This is a genomic window from Ignavibacteria bacterium (assembly GCA_036262055.1).
Classification (GTDB): domain Bacteria; phylum Bacteroidota; class Ignavibacteria; order Tepidaquicellales; family Tepidaquicellaceae; genus DATAJP01.
Genome location: DATAJP010000002.1, coordinates 1,011,860 through 1,035,369, shown reverse-complemented (window position 1 = coordinate 1,035,369; position 23,510 = coordinate 1,011,860). Strand labels below are relative to the sequence as shown.

At 34.8% G+C, this 23,510-nt stretch carries 18 protein-coding genes and 1 tRNA gene; 6 read left to right on the top strand and 13 right to left on the bottom strand.

The window, feature by feature from the left end:
- Positions 1 to 6: 6 nt before the first annotated feature.
- From VHP32_06515 to VHP32_06470, 10 genes are all read right to left on the bottom strand, one after another.
- On the bottom strand, positions 7 to 477 hold the full coding sequence (locus tag VHP32_06515; GenBank protein HEX2787542.1) for a cation transporter: 471 nt from the start codon (positions 475 to 477) through the stop codon (positions 7 to 9).
- A 29-nt stretch (positions 478 to 506) separates the two neighbouring features.
- Positions 507 to 1,892, bottom strand: a complete 1,386-nt coding sequence (locus tag VHP32_06510) for an efflux RND transporter periplasmic adaptor subunit (GenBank protein HEX2787541.1) — start codon at positions 1,890 to 1,892, stop codon at positions 507 to 509.
- Positions 1,889 to 3,301: a TolC family protein gene (locus tag VHP32_06505; protein HEX2787540.1), complete on the bottom strand. Its 1,413-nt coding sequence runs from the start codon at positions 3,299 to 3,301 to the stop codon at positions 1,889 to 1,891. The genes VHP32_06510 and VHP32_06505 overlap by 4 nt, the downstream gene beginning before the upstream one ends.
- Before the next feature lie 77 nt (positions 3,302 to 3,378).
- Positions 3,379 to 3,771, bottom strand: coding sequence for a hypothetical protein (locus VHP32_06500; protein HEX2787539.1), 393 nt, complete (start codon positions 3,769 to 3,771; stop codon positions 3,379 to 3,381).
- A 196-nt stretch (positions 3,772 to 3,967) separates the two neighbouring features.
- Complete coding sequence (locus VHP32_06495) at positions 3,968 to 5,527, bottom strand: T9SS type A sorting domain-containing protein (GenBank protein HEX2787538.1); 1,560 nt, start codon at positions 5,525 to 5,527, stop codon at positions 3,968 to 3,970.
- A gap of 24 nt (positions 5,528 to 5,551) precedes the next feature.
- Entirely contained in the window at positions 5,552 to 7,165 is a 1,614-nt protein-coding gene (locus tag VHP32_06490) for a galactose oxidase early set domain-containing protein (protein HEX2787537.1), read from the bottom strand.
- 217 nt (positions 7,166 to 7,382) lie between these two features.
- Entirely contained in the window at positions 7,383 to 8,573 is a 1,191-nt protein-coding gene (locus VHP32_06485) for a TolC family protein (protein HEX2787536.1), read from the bottom strand.
- A complete protein-coding gene (locus tag VHP32_06480) occupies positions 8,570 to 11,662 on the bottom strand; it encodes an efflux RND transporter permease subunit (protein ID HEX2787535.1) in 3,093 nt (1,030 codons plus the stop codon). The genes VHP32_06485 and VHP32_06480 overlap by 4 nt, the downstream gene beginning before the upstream one ends.
- 40 nt (positions 11,663 to 11,702) lie before the next feature.
- Entirely contained in the window at positions 11,703 to 13,184 is a 1,482-nt protein-coding gene (locus tag VHP32_06475; GenBank protein ID HEX2787534.1) for an efflux RND transporter periplasmic adaptor subunit, read from the bottom strand.
- A gap of 53 nt (positions 13,185 to 13,237) precedes the next feature.
- A complete protein-coding gene (locus VHP32_06470; GenBank protein HEX2787533.1) occupies positions 13,238 to 13,567 on the bottom strand; it encodes a hypothetical protein in 330 nt (109 codons plus the stop codon).
- 342 nt (positions 13,568 to 13,909) lie between these two features.
- Here VHP32_06470 and VHP32_06465 point away from each other — a divergent pair.
- From VHP32_06465 to VHP32_06440, 6 genes are all read left to right on the top strand, one after another.
- A tRNA-Lys gene (locus tag VHP32_06465) sits at positions 13,910 to 13,985 on the top strand.
- Between the two features lie 35 nt (positions 13,986 to 14,020).
- Entirely contained in the window at positions 14,021 to 14,410 is a 390-nt protein-coding gene (locus VHP32_06460) for a hypothetical protein (GenBank protein ID HEX2787532.1), read from the top strand.
- Between the two features lie 384 nt (positions 14,411 to 14,794).
- Entirely contained in the window at positions 14,795 to 16,240 is a 1,446-nt protein-coding gene (locus VHP32_06455) for a DUF6600 domain-containing protein (GenBank protein ID HEX2787531.1), read from the top strand.
- A gap of 58 nt (positions 16,241 to 16,298) precedes the next feature.
- Positions 16,299 to 17,039, top strand: coding sequence for an outer membrane beta-barrel protein (locus VHP32_06450; GenBank protein ID HEX2787530.1), 741 nt, complete (start codon positions 16,299 to 16,301; stop codon positions 17,037 to 17,039).
- An 82-nt stretch (positions 17,040 to 17,121) separates the two neighbouring features.
- On the top strand, positions 17,122 to 18,810 hold the full coding sequence (locus VHP32_06445; protein HEX2787529.1) for an AarF/UbiB family protein: 1,689 nt from the start codon (positions 17,122 to 17,124) through the stop codon (positions 18,808 to 18,810).
- A 306-nt stretch (positions 18,811 to 19,116) separates the two neighbouring features.
- Positions 19,117 to 19,350: a hypothetical protein gene (locus tag VHP32_06440; GenBank protein ID HEX2787528.1), complete on the top strand. Its 234-nt coding sequence runs from the start codon at positions 19,117 to 19,119 to the stop codon at positions 19,348 to 19,350.
- Here VHP32_06440 and VHP32_06435 read toward each other — a convergent pair.
- Genes VHP32_06435 through VHP32_06425 form a run of 3 tightly spaced genes read right to left on the bottom strand, consistent with a single transcriptional unit; the run spans position 19,347 to position 23,507 of the window.
- On the bottom strand, positions 19,347 to 20,288 hold the full coding sequence (locus VHP32_06435) for a YihY/virulence factor BrkB family protein (protein ID HEX2787527.1): 942 nt from the start codon (positions 20,286 to 20,288) through the stop codon (positions 19,347 to 19,349). The genes VHP32_06440 and VHP32_06435 overlap by 4 nt on opposite strands.
- 4 nt (positions 20,289 to 20,292) lie before the next feature.
- A complete protein-coding gene (locus tag VHP32_06430) occupies positions 20,293 to 22,560 on the bottom strand; it encodes a glycosyltransferase (protein HEX2787526.1) in 2,268 nt (755 codons plus the stop codon).
- Positions 22,554 to 23,507 (bottom strand): glycosidase, encoded by a 954-nt coding sequence (locus VHP32_06425; GenBank protein ID HEX2787525.1) that lies wholly within the window; start codon positions 23,505 to 23,507, stop codon positions 22,554 to 22,556. The genes VHP32_06430 and VHP32_06425 overlap by 7 nt, the downstream gene beginning before the upstream one ends.
- Positions 23,508 to 23,510: the final 3 nt, after the last annotated feature.

Below are 23,510 nucleotides of genomic sequence, written 5' to 3'. Positions count from 1 at the left end.
ATGAATTTATTGGTCTTTAGGCAATTTGCAACAGTTATCAAGGTTTTTATATGCAGTTGGGTCAGCTTTTTTATCGTTAGCATCATATCCTGCCGAGGTTATAGCATTCTCAATTTTGTTCAAATCTGTTTTTGAATCATCAAATTCAACATGGGCAACTTTTTCATCTTTATCTACTTTTACTTCGATAACCCCGTTAACTTTTTTCACAGCTGATTCAATATTTTTTTGGCAAGTTCCACATTGCATGGTAGAAACTTTAATATGCACATGTTTCTCACTGCCAATATGCGAATTTTCTGTTTTTTGCTGTGTCTGCTGATACGAATCAGGTTTTGATTGAGTTTGTTCTTTTTGAGAAAGCTGGTTTTGTTCGCCGTTATTTGTCTCTTGCTTTCCACAACCGGTAAAATAGACGATTGAAGAAATTATTATTAATGAAAATAATGAGAGCTTTAATAAATTTTGTTTTAGCATTTTTTTGTTCCTTATTTTTTAAAATTAATTTAATGTTTGTGTTCTAAGTCTTGGTTTTTATTTTGAATATCCTTCATAATATCCTGATCAGGATTAATTTTCAGTTCATCATTGTTTTTATTTGTTCCGTGATTTTCGTGTCCCGAAGTAAAACCTTTTTGTATTTGTGTTTCGCTATCAATTAAAAATCCGCCTGACGTTACAATAATTTCATCTTCTTTTAAGCCCGATGTTATTGCATAATACCCATCTTGTTCGTAGGAAATCTGGACTTGTCTTGGTTCATATATCCCTTTTTCTTTTTCAATGTAAACTAAATTATGTTCGCCGGTTCTAATGACTGCATTTTTTGGAACTCCAATTGTTTGAGTTATATATGTATTTATCCGAACTTTCACATACATGTCGGGTTTCAATCTCAAGTTTGAATTTGTTACATCAATTCTTACTTCCATTGTTCTTGAATCAGGGTTAAATACGGGATTAATAAAATTTATTCTGGCAACCATTATTTCATCCGGATAAGCAGATGATAATATTTCTGCAATCTGCCCGTTTTTTATATACTGCATATCTGATTCGTAAACATTTGCTATTACCCACACAGTTGAAAGGTCTGCCACGTCATAAATATCTTCACCGGCTGTTGCCCAATGACCGACATGAACATATTTTTTTGTAACAATTCCTGAATATTTTGAATATTGGATAGTATTTATTGTGGGATCCTCAGTTCGTTCAAGTTCTTCAATTTGGGCTGAGGTCATTTCCCATTGAGATAACCGTTCTCGGGCTGAACGGACCAAGCTTTCAGCCTGTTCAATTGCAAAGCTATTTTCACTTTTATTAACTTGGTTGAGATTATTTAATGCGAGAAGATATTCTTTTTTAGTAGCAACAAGTTCAGGCGAATATATTTCCAGAACAGGTTGTCCTTTTCTTACCGGTTGCCCCTCATAGTTAACAAACATCTTTACAATTTTGCCGGAAACGGAAGTTGAAATATGGGCAAATTTTGTTTCATTTATTTTAACATATCCATTGAAAGTCTTTTCGCCCTGAAACTGCATAACACGTACTCTTTCTGTCTGAACATTCGCGAGAACTTGTTGGGAAGGTGAAAGCTTTATCGAATTCATGTCTTCTGAATTATTTCCAGAAGCTGAGGTATCATTTTTTTCAATATTTTTTTTAACCAAATCCATTCCGCAAATCGGACACTGTCCGGGTCTGTCCTGAATAATCTGAGGATGCATAGGGCATGTATATAATTCTTTAACCTCATTTTCAGTATCTTTTTTTGCAATAGTGTTAACATATATATAATAACTGCCAACAATTAATATTATTGCAATTGAAACGACTGTTATGATCTTAATATATTTTTTCTTGGTTTCCATTTTCTTTTCTTTCAATTTTTCAAATTAATTGCTGTAGCTTTTTCAAGCTCTGCGATCATCTTTAAATACATATTAACTGATTCATAGTACATAATCCTTGCCTCCTGATACATTTTATATGAATCCAGCAAATCCAGAAAATCGGTTTCATTATTTTCATAAGAGTATTGGGTGGACTTTAAAGTATTCTCGGTTTGAGGCAATAGTATAGCATAATAATAATTCATAGTTTCTTTTGAAGAGCGAATATTATTTATTATGTTAACAATCTCTGCTCTTATGTCATTTTTCTTTGCAATGAATTCATCAGAAGTAGATTTTATGATTATTTCATTTTTGCTGACAGAGTTGCTGTATTTCCCCGAGCTCCAAGGTGCGAAAGGAATATTTATGCCTATCATAAAAGCAAATGCATTTTTTTCTTCTGAAGGCAACAGTTTATATCCAAGTTTAATATTGAAATCCGGGTACCTATTAAGTTTTGCAATTTCAAGCTCTGTTTTATTCATAAAAATTTTATTTTCCAGAATCTTCAAATCTGGCCTATGTTCGAAAGCAAAATCAATAAGTTCTACCTGATCCCGCTCCGTTATATTGAAACTATTTTTATTTAAAAGATAATCAAAGTTTATATCACTGAAATCTATCCTTGTGTTTTCATCAATAATAATTTTTGTCAACGCAGTTAATTGTGAAAAAATATTCTTTCTTTGCTGCTTCAAAAGAAATTCTTCATTCTTAAGCTTGGACATTTCAATCTGAGATTTAAAAATCTCTTGTTGCATCCCTTTCCCGACTGAATATTGAATTTCAGTTGCGGCGGAAAATGTTTTTACCAACAATTGGTTATCCTGATTAATTTGAATTTTTTTATTTATTAAATATAAATCGTAATAACTCATTTTTATCATGTTAATCTTTTCAATTGACATAACCAGTATCTCAGATTCAAGCATGCTCATATTATTAAGAACGGATTGTTTTTCCAAAGCAAGCTTGCCCGGAAAAGGGAACATTTGGGAAACAAAAAAATTAATCATCCCAACTCTTTTAAAGTCCGACATAATATCATCAAGCTCAAATTCAAACATTGGGTCAGGTAAATATGATTTTTCTTCCGCCTGATATTTAAAAGCTTCAACCCTTGTCTCAAATGATTTCAAATCAGGATTATTACTGATCGTGAAAAATAATAATTGATTCAAGTTTATTGATTCCGCATTTGCAAAGGTATTATAAAAACTGGTATCAATATCAAAATCTTTTTTTTGCAATAAAAGAAGAGAATCCAATACTTTTAGCGAAGAAGTAAACCTGTAAATTGAATCTTTTGATAAATATTCATCAAAAGTATTTTGAGTATATACTTGTTTAGCTAATAATAAAAATAATATTATTAATATTTTAAATGTTATTTTAGACATTCTTTATAACTTAATTCAAAAAATAAAAAATAACCTTTCGGTTATAACTAAAAAATAATAATTGAATTGAAGTTATATTAAATAAGAAGGGAAGATATAAAGATAGGTATATCCTGTTTATGGAATCCAGTTATACCTTTATCTATTTGCATTGATATGTTTTGAGAAACAAAGCTTTGGATAGGAATTACTATTAATACTCCCAGAGAATGGATTTCCTTGGGCAAATCTGTTTTAGAAATAGAAAGAGTATTGGAATTTGAAAGTTCTGAGGTTTTTTCCGAACAACATCCGGAGGTTGTTTTATGGTAATTTAATTCGTTAGTCTTATTATCATAAGTGTGACTACATTCACAAGAATTATCATTATTCATTGAACATGCCATCAAATTTGTGGCATAACTAAAATTAGATAATATCAATAGAATTGCAAGTGATGGGATAAAATATTTACCAAGTAACTTGAGCATATACAAAGATAATCTATTTTAATAAAATATCAAAATTATTAACGTAATTCATTAGAATTAAGTTTCATTTACAATTGTTAACAATTTCCAATTTAAAAATCGCATATAATCTAAAGAAATCTCATTTCAATTATAATTAGCAATTATATCGCTTCTTTTGCATCCACATGTTTTTTGAGTAATTCTTTATAAGACATTATTTCAATAGAATCATTTTGTTCGTTTTTGAAAATTTATTTGCTTGAAAACAATAAAAATATATTCCGCTTTGTAAGATACCAGCATCAAAATCATAGGAATATTCACCTGCTGTTAACTTTTCATTTACGAGAACAGATACTTCCCTGCCTAGCATATCATATACTTTTAAAGAAACAAATCCGGAATTCGGAATTGAAAAATTGATTCTAGTTGTAGGATTGAACGGGTTTGGAAAATTCTGAGATAATGAATATTTATTAGGAATGTTTTCTGAAAGAATATTTATCCCTGTAACCTGCGATATTTTAAATGTTGACATTTTAACCCCCGTTCCTCCTCCCAAACCAAAACCCGAACCCGTTGTATAAACATAACCGTTTTTATCTACAATCATATCACGCGGAAGTTGTCCTGTATTTCCGGCTCCCGGATAAATGAGATGCCATTGAAGAATTCCATTTGGGTTATATTTATATACCTGCAAATCTCCCCAGGAACCCCTTGCTCTTGCGCTTGCGATATAAATATTATTTAAAGTATCGAGTGCAAATGCCGGATGGTAATTCCCATCAGGCATTAATCTTGTCCACATTTCCGAGCCGTCATTGGCATATTTAATCACAATATCATTTCCATTGTTATACCCGGCAACTATTACATTTCCTAATTTATCCAGCAATACGTGTGAACCTATAGAGCCGAAAGAATTAGAGTAAGTTTTTATCCATTTTTGAGTTCCGCTTGAATCATATTTTATCGTAACAATCTCAAATGGTCCTCCGGGGTCACCTACACCGGTAGCATACACATTGCAGCTATCATCTGTGGTTACATCATAAGCTAAATCTGTTGTAAATTGCCCCGTGGAGGTATAAGTTCTATACCAAACAAAATTTCCCGAATGGTCGAATTTCAGAACAAAAAAGTCATAATAAGTCGGCTCAAAAGACTCTCCTCTTTTTCCGCAAACAACAACATTCTGATTTTTGTCTATTGACATTGCATATACATCTCCGTTAAGTATGGGATACAAACTTCTCCATATTAAATTTCCATTTTGAGGTTCAAATTTAGAGACCACACAATAAAATCCTCCTGAAGCAACTACAACTCCTGTTGTCATAATGTATCCTGAAGAATCAAACATCATTGCATCTGTGCTTATATGCCATCCGCCTAAACTATCTCTCCTTTCCCATTGGATTACGCCATTTGTGTTGTATTTTAATAATGTTAGACTCCCACCAATATATACGTTCTTTAATGAGTCAACTATCAAAACACCACTACCAACAGGTGCTGATGATGATCCAAGAACCCTTGTCCAAACAGAATCACCATTTGGTTTATATTTTATTGTAGCACAGCCGGAGGGACCCCAATCTGTTATTCCAGTTATATATGTATACCCTGAATCATCGAGCCCAATGCAACTTCCCCAATCATCATTGGAATTTTGACCTCTGTAGTAACTATTCCATAAAACACTTTGAGCAAAAGCTGAATGATTTGCAAAAATAACAAAACTAAGAATATTTAATATTATTATTTTCAAAAAAAATATTATTAATTTATATATTTATCCAACAAATAAATTTATAAAAATTCCCATACTTGGAATTTTATTTTGACCCGATGTACTTGCATTTTTCGGTCTGACAGCAAACAACAAATATTTTCCGGGAGGAGCAACAAAACCATCAGCAGGTCCTGATATAACATATGTGATACCGTCATTTGGATATGAATCTACAATCTCAAGATAAATTGCTCTTTGGTCCGGGTCAAAGCCATGTGTAGGAACCCCCGGTTTTATTAATATAAACTCTGCTATTTGCAAATCCGAGTGGCAATAAAATGAAGTTCCATAAGTCATATCAGTTGTATTTACCCAAACATTGGGCCTGCTTCCATCAAATAAATATGGTGGTTTATAAATTTCAAAATTACGGTTACCGTTTGCAAACGTGTCATCTTCTTGTAATTCCCCGCCTGAGACAAGAACACTCCCATCCAATAATAAAATTCCTGTTGAATGGTACATTCTCGTAAAAGTACTCGCGCAAGGTAGAAGTTTTGATTCTCCTAATCCACTGTTAGCTTCGGGGTCATAAATCTCAGGTAAAGTTATGCCATTCTGTCTTGGGTTTGCTTGAGAACCGCCCATTACAAACAATTTTCCATCAGGTAATATAACTGTATTTACCAACATTCTTGGTATATTCAGATTTGCCATTTCTTTCCATTCAAAGTCTTCTTGAGTAGTAGCTCCTAAATTGAAAACTTCAACCGTGTCCGCAGGTAATTCTTCTACATCATATTTGCCGCCTAAAATCAGAACTTTCATATCCGTATTGTTCGGTTTTAACGGGAGAAGAACCGAGGCGCCGCTAAATCTTGCAAGCTGAGATTCGGGCATTTCTGTCCAGAATATATCACTATTCTCATTTCCATAAGGATTAAATCTCCATTTTTTTGCTAGAGGAAACGAATAAAAAACTTCACCTTTTAAAATTCCAAATTCCTCATTGTTATAAGGAATTAAATGCGCACCCGGATAATTTACTTCGGCTTCAATAAAGTCCTCAGGTATTGCAGCTTCCGGATTAAAAGCTTCAATATTATCATTATATACAGGGTCTTCACCATCAAGCTCATATCTATATCCTGCTATAACTAAAGCTATATATGGTCTTTCTTCAGAAACAGTTCCTAAATTTGTAACAGTTGGATACCATCTCCCGTCATCCATTTTTTGAGGTTGACTATCTTGGTTTCGTAAATAATCCCAAGTTTCATTATCAGGGTCAAAAACATAAGCAAATTTTAAACCTAAACCAAAATGGACATGAGGAGAAGGAGTTTCCCTATGTCCTCCTGCGCATAATAATTTACCATCTTGTAAATATGTATGACCGCAACAAAATAGTCTTGGTAGAGGTTCACTATCTCCCGGCCAGTTAGGAATTGTTTGATCTGTAATTCCTAATGGTGGATCAGAAGTAGTAATAGTTAAAATTCTTGTTTTTATAACTTCCTCTTCGTTTTCTTCTTCGGGTGTAAATGCAGCAAAGTATAAAATCTTCATTTGCCCTTCTGAAGATGTGGGTAATAAACACATATGAACTGCTTCTTGTTGGCTATCTAAAGCATCGCTATCCGTATCAGATGGATCTGATAATACTATTCCCACTTGCCTATTTCTGATAATTCATACATAGAGTTATTCCCTCCTTAATTTTAATTTAAGATTTTATTACCGGCGGAGTTTTTTTCAGTAAATATTAATTGACAGTATCGGCACCGTAATGTATTATAAAATAAAATTAATTTGCAAGTGATAAATAGCGGGAATTGATAATCCAACCGAGTTGTAATTATAACAAGATACTCAAAATTGTATAAAAGATTTACAAGTTATATTTAAGCAATTTACTCAAGGTTATATAATATTCCTTCTCAATCAAATCAAGTTTGTCTTTAATGGAATAGTAGTATGTCAATTCCATTAGATAGTCAATTGATGAAATCTCACCGAGCGAAAAAGATTTTTGAAGCAACTCGGCGTTATTGATAGTTGATAGTGCTCCAATGCTTTCGGACAAAGTATTTCTCAAAGAAATAAATTCATCATACATTCGTTTTGTTTCAAAGTAATGTTCGTTTTTATGTTCTTCAATTAATGCGAGTGAATAGATTGATTGCAATTCTTTGGCTTTAACCCTGTTGTTTCCTTCCCATAACGGTATTGAAATTCCCGCATGAACTCCGTTAAAGTTTTGGTTCAGCAAACCCTGATACCTATAACCTAATTCAATCTTCGGAAGATTTAAGTCTTTGTTTATGCTAATTTCCTGTTTTGAAATTTCATATTGCAGATTTAATCTTTTCAAAGTCGGGTCGTTCGCTTCAATTTCTGCTTCAAGCTCTACAAACTCGGGAATTTCTTCTACGGGCGGGTATTGAGTATCTGTAAATGTTATGGGTTTCCCGCCGTTTAATTCAGTTAATTTATTGTTCGCTTTATTAATCTCAATTTGATTTAACTGATAATCACTTTGATAATTAATCACCTGAAGCTTGGCTTTGTTAGCGTCTATTACATTTCCTTCGCCTGTCTGAAGTCTGGTCTGAAAATAATCATACAACTTTTGTGCGTCATTAAGACGTCGCTGTAATTCAATATTCCGTCTATTAAGATAAACTAACTCAATGCAGGTAAGTTTTGCTTCTAACAATACATCCTGTTTAACAGATTGCAAGTCATAATTAACCTGTGCTGTTCGTATATCTGCTAAGGTGCTCCGCTTTCCATATATCGTGGGAAAATCAAATGAAAAATTAAGGGTAAACTCCGTTTGATTTCCTATACCTTTGGGACTGCCGAACAAATAATCATATGAAACTTCCGGATTATACGGAGCGAGTCCTGTATTAAATTCCATTTTCCTTGCATTGACTAAATCACTGCTTGCTTTTATCTCTTTACTATTGGAAGCAATTTCTCTCAAAACATTGTCTATGTTACTTTGCGCAGATAGATATTGATTAGTAAATAATATAAACACTGCGCAAAAAATTATTACCGATATATGTTTCATACTGATTCTGTTTTTTTGTTTGTAAGATAATATACAACGGGAACGACAATTAAATTTAAAAACGTGCTAGTCAAAAGTCCTCCTAAAATTACTTTTGCCATCGGGCTTTGGATTTCATTGCCGGGTTCATCACCTGCAATGGCTAGAGGTATTAATGCAAGTCCTGCCGCAAGTGCAGTCATTAGGATAGGATTTAACCTGTCTAGTGAACCTTGTACTATTCTTTTATAGAGATTCATTCCTTCGCCTTTAAGCGTATTGTATCGAGATACAAGCAGTATTCCGTTTCTCGTAGCAATACCAAACAACGTGATGAAACCGATTATGGAAGGAATACTTATTATCCCCGATGTAAAATACACGGCAAACACACCTCCGATTAAAGCAAGCGGTAGATTGATAAGAATTATTGCGGAGGTCTTTAAGTCTTTAAATTCCTGATACAGCAAAATAAGTATAAGAAATATCGAAAATATTGACATTATCATTAACCGTTGAGATGCTTCCGCTTCTGCTTCAAATTGTCCTCCGTATTCTATTCTATACCCTTGGGGAAGCTTTACGCCTGCATTGATATTTTTTTGTATTTCTTCAATAACGCTTCTTTGGTCACGGTCTGAAACATTTGCAGAAATAACAATCTTTCTCTGAACATTCTCACGGTTAATCGTGTTCGGTCCCGAAGCAGAAACGACATCTGCAACATAATACAACGGTACTTTTTGGCCGGTGTATGTATCAATCAAAGTGTTTCTTATATTCTGAATATTGTTGCTTGCCGGATCATCGAGACGCAATATCAATTCATAACTCTTATTGCCTTCAAATACTTGACTTACTTCTTCGCCTGCAAAAGCAGCGTCAATGAACTCTGTAAAGTCTTTCATCGGAATACCATATTGTGAAAGAAGTTCTCTCTTTGGCTTAATCTGAATTTGAGGAATATCAACTTGTTGCTCGACACTCACATCAACAAGTCCTTCTATGTTTTGAATTTGACCTTTAATCTGATTACCGAGTGTATATAACTTTGTTAAATCGCTTCCATACAGCTTTATTGCAATATTTGCCCGTGTTCCTGAAAGCATATGGTCAATTCTATGTCCTATCGGCTGTCCGATGGTTATATTAACACCTGTTATGCCTGCAAGTTTTTGCCTGACTTCTTCCATAAATTCTTCACGTGAACGGTCGGTTAATGTGAATGGAACTTCGATTTCAGAAGCATTAACGCCCTGAGCGTGTTCATCGAGTTCAGCTCTGCCCGTTCGTCGAGCGGTGCTTTTAACTTCCGGTATAGTCAAAAGAATCTTTTCAAGTACCGTTCCCATTTTATTGCTTTCTTCGAGTGATGTGCCGGGAAGCGTTACCGCGCTAATTACCAATGAACCCTCGTTAAATTCAGGCAAGAAGCTTCTTCCGAGACTGAACATTATGACTACAGAAATACCTAACAAAACTAACGCTGATGCTATTACGAATTTTTTGGCGTTGAGTGATTTTTCAAGTAATGATTTATAATGTCTGCTTAAAAATCGCACGAACCTGTTTTCTCCGTGTGCCTGTTTTTCAAGTACACGATCATTCGTTAATAGATAACTGCATAATACAGGTGTTAAGGTAATTGCTACTATTAGCGATGCAAACAACGATACGATGAACGCAATGCCAAGCGGAACTAACAATCTGCCTTCCATTCCAGATAAGAAAAATAACGGAATAAATGCGGCAATGATAATGAACGTTGCATTAATTACTGACGGACGTATTTCAATAGAGGCATTATAAATTACTTCCATTTTTCCGTTTTGTTCTTCTTTTGGTTTTAACGAATTTTCTCTTAATCGCTTGAATACATTTTCAACATCAATAATCGCATCATCTACAAGCGCGCCGATAGCAATAGCCATACCGCCCAAACTCATTGTGTTTATGGTAAAGCCAAGCCATTTCATCGTTAATATTGCAACGACAAGCGAAATCGGGATTGCAACCAAAGAGATAACGGTAGCTCTTACGTTCATCAAAAAAACAGCTAATACAATGATTACAAAAATCGAACCTTCTATTAACGTTTTTGTAATATTATTTATGGAAGCTTCGATAAAATCTGCCTGTCTGAATATGTGAGTATTAATCTGAATATCCGGAGGGAGGTTTTTTGATAAATCACTTAATGATTCATCAATTTTTTTAGTAAGCTCAAGAGTATTTGTTGCCGGCTGCTTCTGTATCGCCAAAATGACTGCGGGTTCACCTTTCACTGAAGCATCCCCAATTTTTACTGAAGATTTTATTTTGATTTCAGCAACATCGTTAATTTTAACGGGAAAACCATTTACAACTTTAATAACTGAATTCCCCATTTCATTTAATTCATTAGTTCTTCCTATACCTCTTATTATATATTCTTGATAATATTCATTTAAAAAACCGCCCGAAGCATTTTGATTTATGTTTTTGCTTGTTTCAATAAGTTCATTTAATGAAACATTATAATAACTCATTTTTTGAGGAGATGCCTGTATCTGATATTGTTTATATTCACCACCAATAACAGTTACTTGGGATACTCCTCCAATGGCAAGTAATACAGGTCTTATATTCCAATCAGCAATTGAGCGAAGCTCCATTAAATCGGGCTTGCTTGTGGATATACTTATATACATTATCTCACCCATGATAGAAGACTGCGGAGCAAGGGTAGGATTTCCAACTCCTTCCGGTAACTGCTCAATTATTGCTGACATTTTTTCCGTAACAACCTGACGGGCTTTATATATATCCGTTCCCCAATTAAACTCTACCCATACAACTGAAAACCCAGCCGAAGATGAGGAACGAACTCTTCGCACGTCGGTTGCTCCATTGACGGCTGTTTCGATTTTGAAAGTTACTAATTGCTCAACCTCTTCGGGAGCCATGCCGTGTGCTTCGGTTAATACGACAACTGTCGGAGCAGTTAAATCAGGAAATACATCCACTTCCATATTAACAGCTACATACGTTCCGAAAACCAAAAGCAGTGAAGAAATGATGACGATTAGTAATCTATTTTTTAAAGAAAAACTTACAATTTTATTTAACATTTATATCATAGTTTAAATTGATGTTAGGTAATGATGTTAATTAATGTTCGTGTCCGTGCGCCGGCAAGCTTCCCGACATAGATGCAAGCTTGATCTGATATGCACCTTTCGTAACTACTCGCTCACCTTCTTCTATTCCTGACAATACTTGTACATTAAGTCCGTCCGACTCTCCGAGTGTTACTTCCCTTTTTTGAAAGCTCTCGCCCCCTGTCTGTACAAAGACATAAAATATCCCTTGTTCTTCTATAAGTGAGGAAACAGGAATAACTAAAACATCGGGCAGTCTGTTTGTTTTTAAGAAAACTTCGACAAATGTTCCGGGAATTAAGTCTTGCCTGTAATCAATTTCAAAATTTATCGGAAGAAGCAAATTATCCTGTCCTGTGTTTTTGCCATATACAATTGATTTGCCGTTTAACGATTCCGTGTCATATGTTCTTCCATCCGGTGTTTTGAAATTAGCCGAGCGTATTTCATTTATAACGTCAATATACTTTTGAGACAGATCGGCTTTTAAAATAAGCTTCAAGTTTTGAGTAATTGTTGCAAGTGTCTGACCGGGTTGAACATATTCACCTTGTCTGACATTGAGTGTCCGTAAATAACCGCTAATTGGAGTAAAAACTCGTACACCCGCGCTACTGTAATTATAAGTAAGCGAATTATACACTTCGCTTGCTATCTCATAAGTATTTTTAATTGCTAAAAATTCTCTATCTGATACAATTTTATCTTTATTCAATTCTAATGCCCGTTCATAATCTGCCTTCGCCCGCTCATAATTAGATTTAGCTTCAATGATTTTAGTATTAATGTTTTCTTCATTCAGATTACTTCCTGAAACAGTAAAAAGATTTTCACCTTTTACGACATTCATTCCCGTAATATAGTTGCCATTGTAATTGACAATGCCTCCTGATTTTGCCGAAATGATCGCTTCCTCACTTGGCGGCGTTAATATCTGCCCCGTCGTTTTTATTGTGTAATAAAAAGTTTGCTTCTTAATTTCTTTATTTGCAAACTCGACTTTCCATGCCTGTTCTTTTAAATAAGTTATGTCGTTTCCTTCCGCTTCTTCAGGCTGGTCGGCAAGCGCAGTTTGAAAGTCGGGATAAACGGTGATGTTGTCTATGGTAATAATATCGGTAAAATCCCGTGCCTCTATTTCAAAAGTAATTTTGAAATTAGTGCCTGCGGTTGTGGGTGTTATTTCAGGACGGAATATACCGGGCGGACTTGGAGCATTGGCAACCGACGAGCCGTTATCCGTAACGCTTACCTTAACTTTTCCTTCAGTCATAGGTGTAAATAGTTCACCTATAATTGTTACGTGAGCCGCAAAGCGTGAAGTCTCGCCAACTACTAAGGGCTTAAACTCTACAAAAAGTTCGCTTTTTTTTGCGTATAATGTATAAGCAACAGGTTCGAGTTTTTGCTCTTCATTCTCGCTTTTGTTTTTATTACAACTTGAAAAAATAAATATAGATATAATCGTATATAATATTATAAGCTTCTTCATATAAGAAGTATTTTTTAATTTAGAATTTTAAATTGAAAAACTATTAGGTGATATTACGAAATGAAAACAGGGGGAGCACGTAAAAGACGTATAGTAGTAAATTCATGCAATTGTATAATCGGTACTAAGTTTTCTACCGTTTGAGAATGTGATTGTTTAAAATTATCATTTTTAAATACATCCGTAACGCTAAATTCTTTATTAACGCTTTGGATAGATTTAATATCATTCTTCTTCGCTATGAGATAAAGAAAATCATGTTTGTGTTGAAAATGATGATGTGAATGATGTGCAGGTTCAAAAATAAGTTTTGCGTCTTTTAAAACAAATTCATCGTAAACATGAGTATCGTGCTTATGGTTGTGAGGCACGATGTCATGCACTTGCAAAAACAAAAGCGCGAAAAGAATAAAAATATTGATTGAAAATTTAATCACGATTTACGAAAATAGTGAAATAATTAAAGCTAAACAATTCTATATATTACTGCGATTTTAAAATTTATTTAACCAATGAATGGTTTAAATTAATTTATTTTTTTTAATTTTATATTATTTGCAAAAAAAAACGTTTTAATATTATTGTATTTTTTTATAAAATTAATATTCAAAAGTGTCAGCGATTTTGTCAGCGATTTTTGAAAAAAGCAGGTAATTTCGGGTAAAAGTAGGAAGGATGCGATTTTAAAACATTGAAAAACATTAAAAATTTCAATATTTTACTATGCGTCCTTAGCTCAGCTGGTAGAGCAAATGACTCTTAATCATTAGGTCGGGGGTTCGAGCCCCCCAGGACGCACCAAAATTACAATCAAAATTAAAATTCACAACCTTAAAATGAAAATTAAATTACTTTTCATCATCTCTTTTTTTGCGTTATTATTTTTATCAAGTAATATCAATGCTCAGACAATGGTTTTCAGCACGGGAGTAGGTTCTGACTGCGCACCTCAAGGAACAGGAACTTCTTTTGCGCTCGGAAAAGCAGGCACAAAAATTTATGCCATTGTTAATTTAACTTCGGATTTGCCCGACACTTCCTCTGTTACGTTTCAAGTTTTCAAAGACGGTCAGTATGATTTTTCTTCAACAATTGACCTGCCGGCGAAAACGAATTGCTATTGGGTGGATTTGGTTTTTTATAAAGCAGCAGCATGGACTATCAAGGCGATAGACCCAAACGGAAATATGATAGCTTCGGGAACTGTAAATGTTACTTCTAATTAAGAATTTTTTTTTACTTCAGTTTAGATTAAATTTCCGGCTTCAAAAAACATAAATTTAAACCTCATGAGTTTTAAATAACTTATGAGGTTTTTTAATTAAGCTTTACGTTGAAAGTAAAATTCACTTTTTAACACTGAAAATTTAAACATCTTAAGCTCAGGTGAATACCGCCATAACTATGACATTATTGTCATAAAATCTTAAATTTCCTGATTCATTTCTTCTCATTCTAATCCAAATTTCAATTTTTCCTTTGGTCTGTTATTTGTCCTAATATACTTTGATGTGGTATAATTAAACTGCATTATTTAGAATAGGAGAAAAAATATGATTAACCTAAAAAAAATATTAAATTGTATATTTTTCATAACATTGATTTTTTTATTGAGTTCCTGTTCAAAGGAGAACAGTGAAAAAATTAATACGGCAGATAATCAAAATCTCGAAGTTGCAGAGATTCCTGCCGATGACATTTCTGAAAAAGACGAAGATCTTTTAACAGTAGATTACAAAGTTTTTTATGACGAGCTTGCACCTCATGGTGAATGGATTGAGGTAACCGGAAAAGAATTAGGTTTGGACTTGAAGAAAGAAGCAGGTTCCGGTGCTAATAAAAATTCAAACCACAGGAGAATATCACTTTCACAGTTTTTCGGAATAAATGACGCTTATGCTGCAGATTTTGAGTTCGGGTCATTTTTTGTATGGCAACCCTCACCGAACTTAGCAGTCGGAATAACCGCAGGCGATGCTGCAGCCGCTCCGGTTTATTATACGCCTTATACAAACGGGCAATGGGTTTATTCTAATTATGGTTGGTATTTCAAAGCTCCAACTGCACATGAAGAAATTGTGCACCATTACGGAAGATGGGTTTATTCTCCTGCAATCGGTTGGGCATGGATGCCCGGAAGAGTCTGGTCACCTGCATGGGTTGAGTGGAGAGAAGACGACGTTAACATTGCCTGGTCTCCGATCCCTCCGAGTGTTTACATAGTTGCCAATGAGATTCCTGTTATTCCTGTTTATGAAGATACATATGTGATAGTTGAAAAAAGATATTTTGTTGAACCGGTCGTTTATAATTATATCTATACTGACAAAGAATATAAGAAGCTTTTAAAATCAATGAGAAGACCAAAAGGCGTGGTAATCGTAAATAATGTCATTGTTAACCAGGGACCGGCTGTGCTTGACATCGAAAGATATCACGGAAGCAGTATCGGTGTTGTAAAGGTTCATAAAGTTGATAACATAAGAGATATTCAATTTACGGGAACTGAATTAAGTGTATTTACACCACAATTCAGGAGAGTGAAAGCAAAGGGAAATCTGACTTATAATCATTTTCCACCGAAAAAATATACGAAGTATGATGAAACTTCGCTAAGGAATGAGAACCAAAAAAGAATAGAGAGCGCATCAAAGAATAATAAGTCAGATAAGAATTTTGATAAAAACAAGAATGACAATGCCGGTAGAAATGAAAAAATAAACAAAAATGCATTTGAGAAAAAGAATGATAATTCAAAAGGCAACGATAAAAACAGAATAGACAATAAAAATAATAATAAAAAACGCGATGAGATAAAGAAAGAAAATAATAAAAAACAGCGGGATATTAATAAAGGTAATGACGGAAAACAGAATAGAAAAAGTAATGGTGTAAAAGAAAATAAAAAATCACGCGGCAACGATAATTCTAACGGCAAACAAGAACGCAAGCAGGAACGTAAAAACGACAGTAAAAAAAGTAATGATAAGAAGCGAAGCTATTATGATGACGAAAGTAATTATAATGTAAAAAACACAAGAAACGGTAAAACATAATTTGCAATTTTAATTAATTTTATAAATGAATGGTGAGAAAAAAGGAGAGAAGTAAAAAATGAATAATAATAGAATCAAAATCTTATTGTTAATTCTATCAGTGTTCTTTATCAGTAATACAGCATACTCACAAAAGTTTCGTCTTGGTCCTATAATTGGACTTACTGCTCCGACGGGAGATTATTCCGGTACCACTATGGAATATTATGCAGGCACAAGATATGGAATGAACTCGGGAGTAAATTTCGGAGCGTTGTTTAAAGCAGGTATGGGACCTTTTAATCTTCGTGTTTCAGCAACATATGCACCTTTGAGCAATACCGGACAAGCAGAACCGGGTGAAGGTTTCATTGATGTGAAAAGCGATTTACTAAGTTTTTCTATCGGACCTGAATTCGAGCTGACTTCAATTCCTACTTCCATAAAACCGTATCTGGGTGCCGATTTACTGATTTCGTCGATAAGCGGAAGGACGACTTTTACGGACGCAGATTTTATTCCTGACGGCACATATGATATGCAAAGTGCAACCCGTATAGGACTGGGCTTAGGTGGAGGATTTGAATATGGTCTCGGAACAGGGGTTCTCGACATTGGAATAAGGTATAATCTTATCAATCTGTTCGGGAAAAAGTTTGAAGATGTAAACCCTACGGCAACAAGGCGGCTTGATTCATATCTTTCATTAAATGATGACCCTGACCCGCTTGCAGGCAGCCCTACATCAGTTCATCCGATAAGCACAAGCAGAAGTATTTCAGTAATTCAGGTTAACGTATCATATCTATTCGGATTTTAATTTTTAGTTAGGTAAAAAAATAACCTTCAGGATTTTTTGCTTTTTAAAAAACTTGAGGGTTTTTTTATAAATAGAATTTTATATGGGACTATCACTCAAACCACAGTATTTAAAACGATACAAAAACATAGCAAAGCTTCTTATAAAATATGGCAGGGCAGACTTGATTTCCTCAGCCGGTCTCGAAGAAGTCGTTCTTAATGAAGATAAAAAGCAGGAAGTAACTGAAGAAATTGACCGGTTACCTAATGACCTTGAAGAATTAGGGCCTGCTTATGTTAAGCTCGGACAGTTTTTTTCGACCCGTTCTGATATGCTCCCTGCTCAGTATGTTGAAGTTCTACAGCGCTTACAGGATAAGGTAAAGCCGTTTGATTTTAAAATAATAAAAGAAATTGTTGAAGATGAAATCGGAATGCGATTCTCAAAAGCATTTCTGGAATTTGATGAAGAACCGCTTGGCTCGGCTTCAATCGGACAGGTTCATAGAGCTGTTTTAAAAAACGGCAAGCCGGTTGTTGTTAAGGTTCAGCGTCCTGACATACGGGAAGAAATCGCAGCAGACATAGATGCATTTAAAGAAATTGCAGGTTTTTTAAACGAGCATACTGATTTTGGAAAAAGATTTATGCTGGCAGGAACAATTGAAGAATTTAAAAAAACCGTTTTAAGAGAGCTTGATTACAGAAATGAAATTCAAAATCTTAAAGTTTTAGCAAACAATTTAAAAGAATTTAAAAACATTGTCGTTCCACTGTCTGTTGAAGATTATTCTTCTTCGAAAGTCTTAACAATGGATATCATAAGAGGTAAGAAAATTACTTCAGTTAGTCCTTTAAGAAAACTCGAACTTAACGGGAAAGCGCTTGCTGAAACCGTATTTCAGGCATATATGAAACAAATAATGATTGACGGTTTTTATCATTCAGACCCGCATCCCGGCAATGTATTTATAACAGACGATAATAAAATTGCTTTGCTCGATTTAGGAATGGTAGGATATGTGTCAAATGAAATGCAGAATAATCTTCTGCATATTCTTCTTGCAATCGGTGACGGAAGAGGTGATGAAGTTGCAGATTATGCAATGAAAGTTGGGAACCCTGATGAAGATGTGAATAAGCAGGAATTTAAAAGTAAAATTAGTGAGCTTGTAGCACAGCAAAAATCCACTAGTTTAGAAAATCTTGAAATGGGAAGAATAATTCTGGAAGTTACCAAAGTTTGCGGTGAGAACGGAATGGTGCTTCCCAATGAATTTGCAATGCTTGGAAAAACTTTATTGAATCTTGATAAGGTCGGAAAAATCTTAGACCCCGATTTTAATCCGAACTCTTCCATTCGCCGCAACGCCGATGATTTAATGCGTAAAAAATTATTTAAATCGGCAACTTCAAAGAAGTCTTATGACGTTCTTCTCGACTCAAAGGAATTTATTGAAAAACTGCCTTCAAGGGTTAATAATATATTAGATAAAGTTTCAAATAATGAACTCGAGCTTAAAGTTAAATCAATTGATGAAGTTTATCTGATGAATGGTTTGCAGAAAATTGCAAATCGCATTGCGATAGGATTGATTTTAGCTGCTCTCATAATTGGAGCTTCAAACTTAATGAATGTTGAAACTGATTTTACATTATTTGGTTACCCCGGTGTTGCCATGATTTTCTTTTTAATCGCAATCGCGGGCAGTATTACATTAGCAATGAAGATAATGTTTTCTGATGAACACACATCAAAGAAAAAACAGCGTAAATTGTCAGAAAATTGACACTATTTCTGACAGCATTTGTCAGGATTGTCGTATTCTACGATAGAAACGCATCGAAATTAAGCTATAATCGCATATTTTGAATTGGCACATCAATTGTAATTATATAAATCAAAGGGTAAATGAGGATGATTGGCGAGACGAGGAATATATACTAACTGAGCAAGTATATATTCCAAGTATGAATAATGTTAATACCGTAAGAACTCTGTTCCGAATGGTATCAACTTGAATTTTAATAAATTCAGTTCATACAGTCTCGCCATTTTTTTTATTCTTTCCAATCTAACTATAATCACAAATAAAATGGGAAAATGTCATAAATGCGGTAATGAATATGATAAGTCATTTGACATTACTATTAACGGTGATACTTATACATATGACAGCTTTGAATGTGCAATAGATGAACTTGCACCAAGATGCGCTCATTGTGACTGCCGTATCATCGGGCATGGAGTTCAGGCAAATAATTCAATTTATTGCTGTGCAAGCTGCGCGAGACATTCGGGTGAGGATGAATTGGTTGACAGGGTTTAATACTTGTGTGTTTTTGCTTCTTCTTTTTCTACAGATTTTTTAATCAATTCAGATACCTTCGGGATAATTACGCCATCAACACCTTCTTTCAAAGGACACTTTCCGTAACGGCTTCTGTAAACCTGTGTAAACTCTGCCCCCAAAAATAAAATTATACCCGAATAATATATCCAGATGAACAACACTGCAAGAGATGCTGAAGCTCCATAAGTGGAGCTGAATGATGTGTTACCTAAATATAATCCGATTAAATATTTTCCTATTGAAAACAAAAGGGATGTAATTCCTGCGCCAATCCAGACATATTTCCATTCTATAACCACATCAGGCAAATATTTGAACATTAAAGCAAATACAACTGTAATTATTACAAATGCAGAAAGCATATTTAAAACCTGTGCTAACGGTAATGCCAAGCCAAACATGTTTGAAAAATATTCACTTAGCAGTGTAATGGCTGAGTTTATTATTAATGATATAAGCAAAACAAATCCTGAAGCCACTACCATTGAAAATGATACGAGACGGTTTTTAATGAAGCCCCATATTCCCCTGCCCGGTTTAAGCTCTACTCCCCAAATAATATTCAAAGATTCATGAAGTTCAATGAATACTCCCACTGAACCTAATATTAATAAAATTACACTTATGATTGTAGCAAAAATTCCGGTTGAAGTATTTGAAGCTCCTTTGATAATCGTCTGAACAAGCTCCGCGCCGTCTCTTCCCATAAGGTCGTCCATCTGTCTTATAATCTGACCTGTTGCGGCTTCTTCGCTAAAGAAAAATCCTGCTACCGCAATTACAATTATTAGTAATGGTCCCAAAGAAAATGCAGCATAATAAGACAATGCCGCAGCCATCTTGAAACCTTTATCATCTAAAAGCTGATTATATGTCTCAACAAGAAGTGACCATATGGTTTTGAACCGAATCATACTTTTAGTCTATCTGGAGTTCCTGACTGATTCTGTTCATTCGTAATAACGACTGAAGCCAGGATAATGTTGATTCTGCGCCCTGGTTTTGGTTGACCATATTTATTGTTAATCCGTCATAACATGCGCCTGTAGCGAAATCGCATAACGTTTCCTGACGGTCATTATTTCCTAAAAACCATGTAAATGCGACGCTTAGACGGTTAATCCATTTGTTATCTTTTGTAATAAGAAACGCCAGAAAACAAGCATCGATAATCCCGGGAATCTCAACCGGCTGCTGGTCATATTTCGCCTTTGTTCCGCCTTTAACATACCACCCTTCGTTGCCGACAAGAGATAAACAATTTTTTTCTTTGTCATAAAGCTGGTCATAAAGCCATTCAAGAGATTCCAGAGCGTCCGCAATCATTTTCTTATCATTTTTATAATGACCTCCCATAAGCAATGCTTGCGACAGACGCGAATTAACATAAGTAAGTTTATTTTCAAACCACTGCCAATCGTCAGTTCTGGTATCAGTATAACATTTATGCAGCCTGTCAATTAACACATTGCAGATGTTTTTAATTTCGGATGCTCCTGAAAATTTGTTGAGATAAAAGACACACCCTATGATTACATAAGATATTGCGCGTGGAGATTTGAAATTTACCATATTTTTAATGCTTTGTTCAAACAAAGAATTAACAAGTCCTAATATTGATTGAGATGATAAATTTTTTATTAAATAACCCAAAGTATAAATTACTCTGCCGTTACAATCTTCCGAGCCGGTTTCTTCAAGCCATTTACGGTCATAAGACATAAAGTTTCTGAATAATCCGGTTTCTTTATTGAATGAATAAGAAACAAACATAAGATATTTATTAATATAACTGTCGATTGATTCATCATTATAAATCATTTTATATAAAACAGCAGTAAGCAAAGCCCGCGCATTATCGTCAGTGCAATAACCTTCATTTGGGTTTGGAATGGAATATGACGCATGTTGTATAATTCCCGTATCGTCTGTCAGATTTTTTAAATGATTTAAGTTTACATCCGGCAATGACGGTAAAGTTTTTGTTTTTGCCAGGCGGATATAAGGAATAGACCTGCTTTTAAACTCTTCGATTGCTTCATAAAAGGTCTGCGAATACATTTTGCCCACGTTTGACCAGATCATTTGTCTTCCCCAGTCATATGCCTTCTTTCTGAAACGATTGCGTTTATTTTCATTGAGCAGCAAGTCTGATAAAGCCTTACCAATTGCTTCGGGATTTTTAGGAGGAACAAGTATTCCCCTGCCCTCGCTTAATGCTTCCTCAGCGTACCAATAGGGAGTAGAGATAACTGCTTTGCCGCTTGCAAGCGCATATGTTAATGTTCCCGAAACAATCTGTTCCTTATGATGGTAAGGACTCACATAAATATCGCTCATCAAGAGAAACTCAAGAAGCTCTTTTGTGCTTACAAACCTGTTAATGAACATTACATTATTTTCGAGTTCATTTTTCTTAACAAGATTTTCAAGAGAATTGCGGTAAGACTCACCAAATTGACGTTTGACGTTTGGATGTGTTGCACCTAAAACGATATACATTATGTCGGGATATTTTTTTATTACTACTGGTAAAGAATTTATTACATCTTCAAGACCTTTGCCCGGTCCGAGAAGTCCAAAAGTCAGAATAACCTTCTTTTCAGATAAGCGGAATTTGTCTTTATAATATGCCGTATCAAGAAAAGGAACATCATGCGCGCCATGAGGAATGTATTTAATTTTTTCCATCGGGATGCCGTAAATTTCATTCAGCATCTCAACTGCGCGTTGAGACATTACAACAAGAAAGCTCGTGTGTTCGCTAAGCTCCTTTATAATTTTCAGTTCTTCCTTTGAGGGATTCTCAAGTACAGTATGAAGTGTTGCTACAGACGGCTTATTCAGACGCTCTACGAGATGTAAAATATTTGAGCCGGCATCACCGCCATATAAACCAAATTCATGCTGAATGTTTATTACATCGGATTCAGATAAGTTCAGATAATAAGCGGCTTCTTTAAAATCATTGACACTTTTATCTTTGATTTCAAATTTAACATCGGGAGAATATTTATAACCTTCAGGAATATCATTTAGCGCAGTGATGTTTATATGGTACTCACTGTTTGTGTTAATTGATGTGGCTAAATCGTTTGTAAAGGTAGCTATCCCGCATTGGCGGGGAACGAAGGAAGATATGAATGATATTCCGAAAGGTTTATGAATGTCATCTGACTTCAACATTTTTTAATATATTTTAAAATATCTTTAACTGAAGCAGTTGCTACTGCCATTGTTGTATCCGCTGCGCCATAGTACATTATAAGCTCATCTTTGTTAACAACAGCTCCGCAGGGGAATGTAACGTCGGGAACATCACCGACACGTTCGTAAATTTCACTCGGTCCGAATACCCAGTCATCGCAACGTTTTATTACTTTGCTCGGGTCATCCAAATCCAATAATGCAAGTCCAAGACGATATAATGAACCCGATGCAGTTGTTTTAACGCCATGATAAATAATTAACCAGCCTTCGGATGTTTCAATCGGCTGAGGACCTAACCCAACTTTATAAGCATCCCACCAGCTTCCTCTTCTTGCAGGCAGCAAAATTGTGCTGTCTCCCCAATGTTTTAAATCAGGAGAATATGAAATCCATATATGCGCGCCTAAAGAATAATGTGTCGGTGACGGGCGATGAATTAAAATCCATCTTCCGTTAAACTTTCTTGGAAATAGAGAAGCATCTTTATCATCAGGAGTTCTTATTACACCATATCTTCTGAAAGTTTTAAAATCTTCTGTAGTTGCAAGCGAAACTAAAGGACCTCCTTCTGAATAAGCAGTATATACAATTGCGTATGTACTGTTACCTTCCAGTTTCATAATTCGCGGGTCTTCTATGCCGTACTTTTCTTCAGGAAATTCCATTGGTTTTGGAAGCATTGTCGGTGTTTTATCAATAACCCAATTTGTGTAACCGTCCCTGCTTATGGCTTTGCATAAATGCGAAAAACCTCTCATGTCTTCGACGCGAACTAAGAGCAAAACTTTGTTATCATAAATTGTTGCACCGGCATTGAAAACAGAATTGACCTTATAAGGCCACATGTTTGGTGTAAGGATGGGATTATTTTTGTATCGTTTAAATAATATGCTTTCTTGAGATGGATTTTGGTTAACTTTCATCAG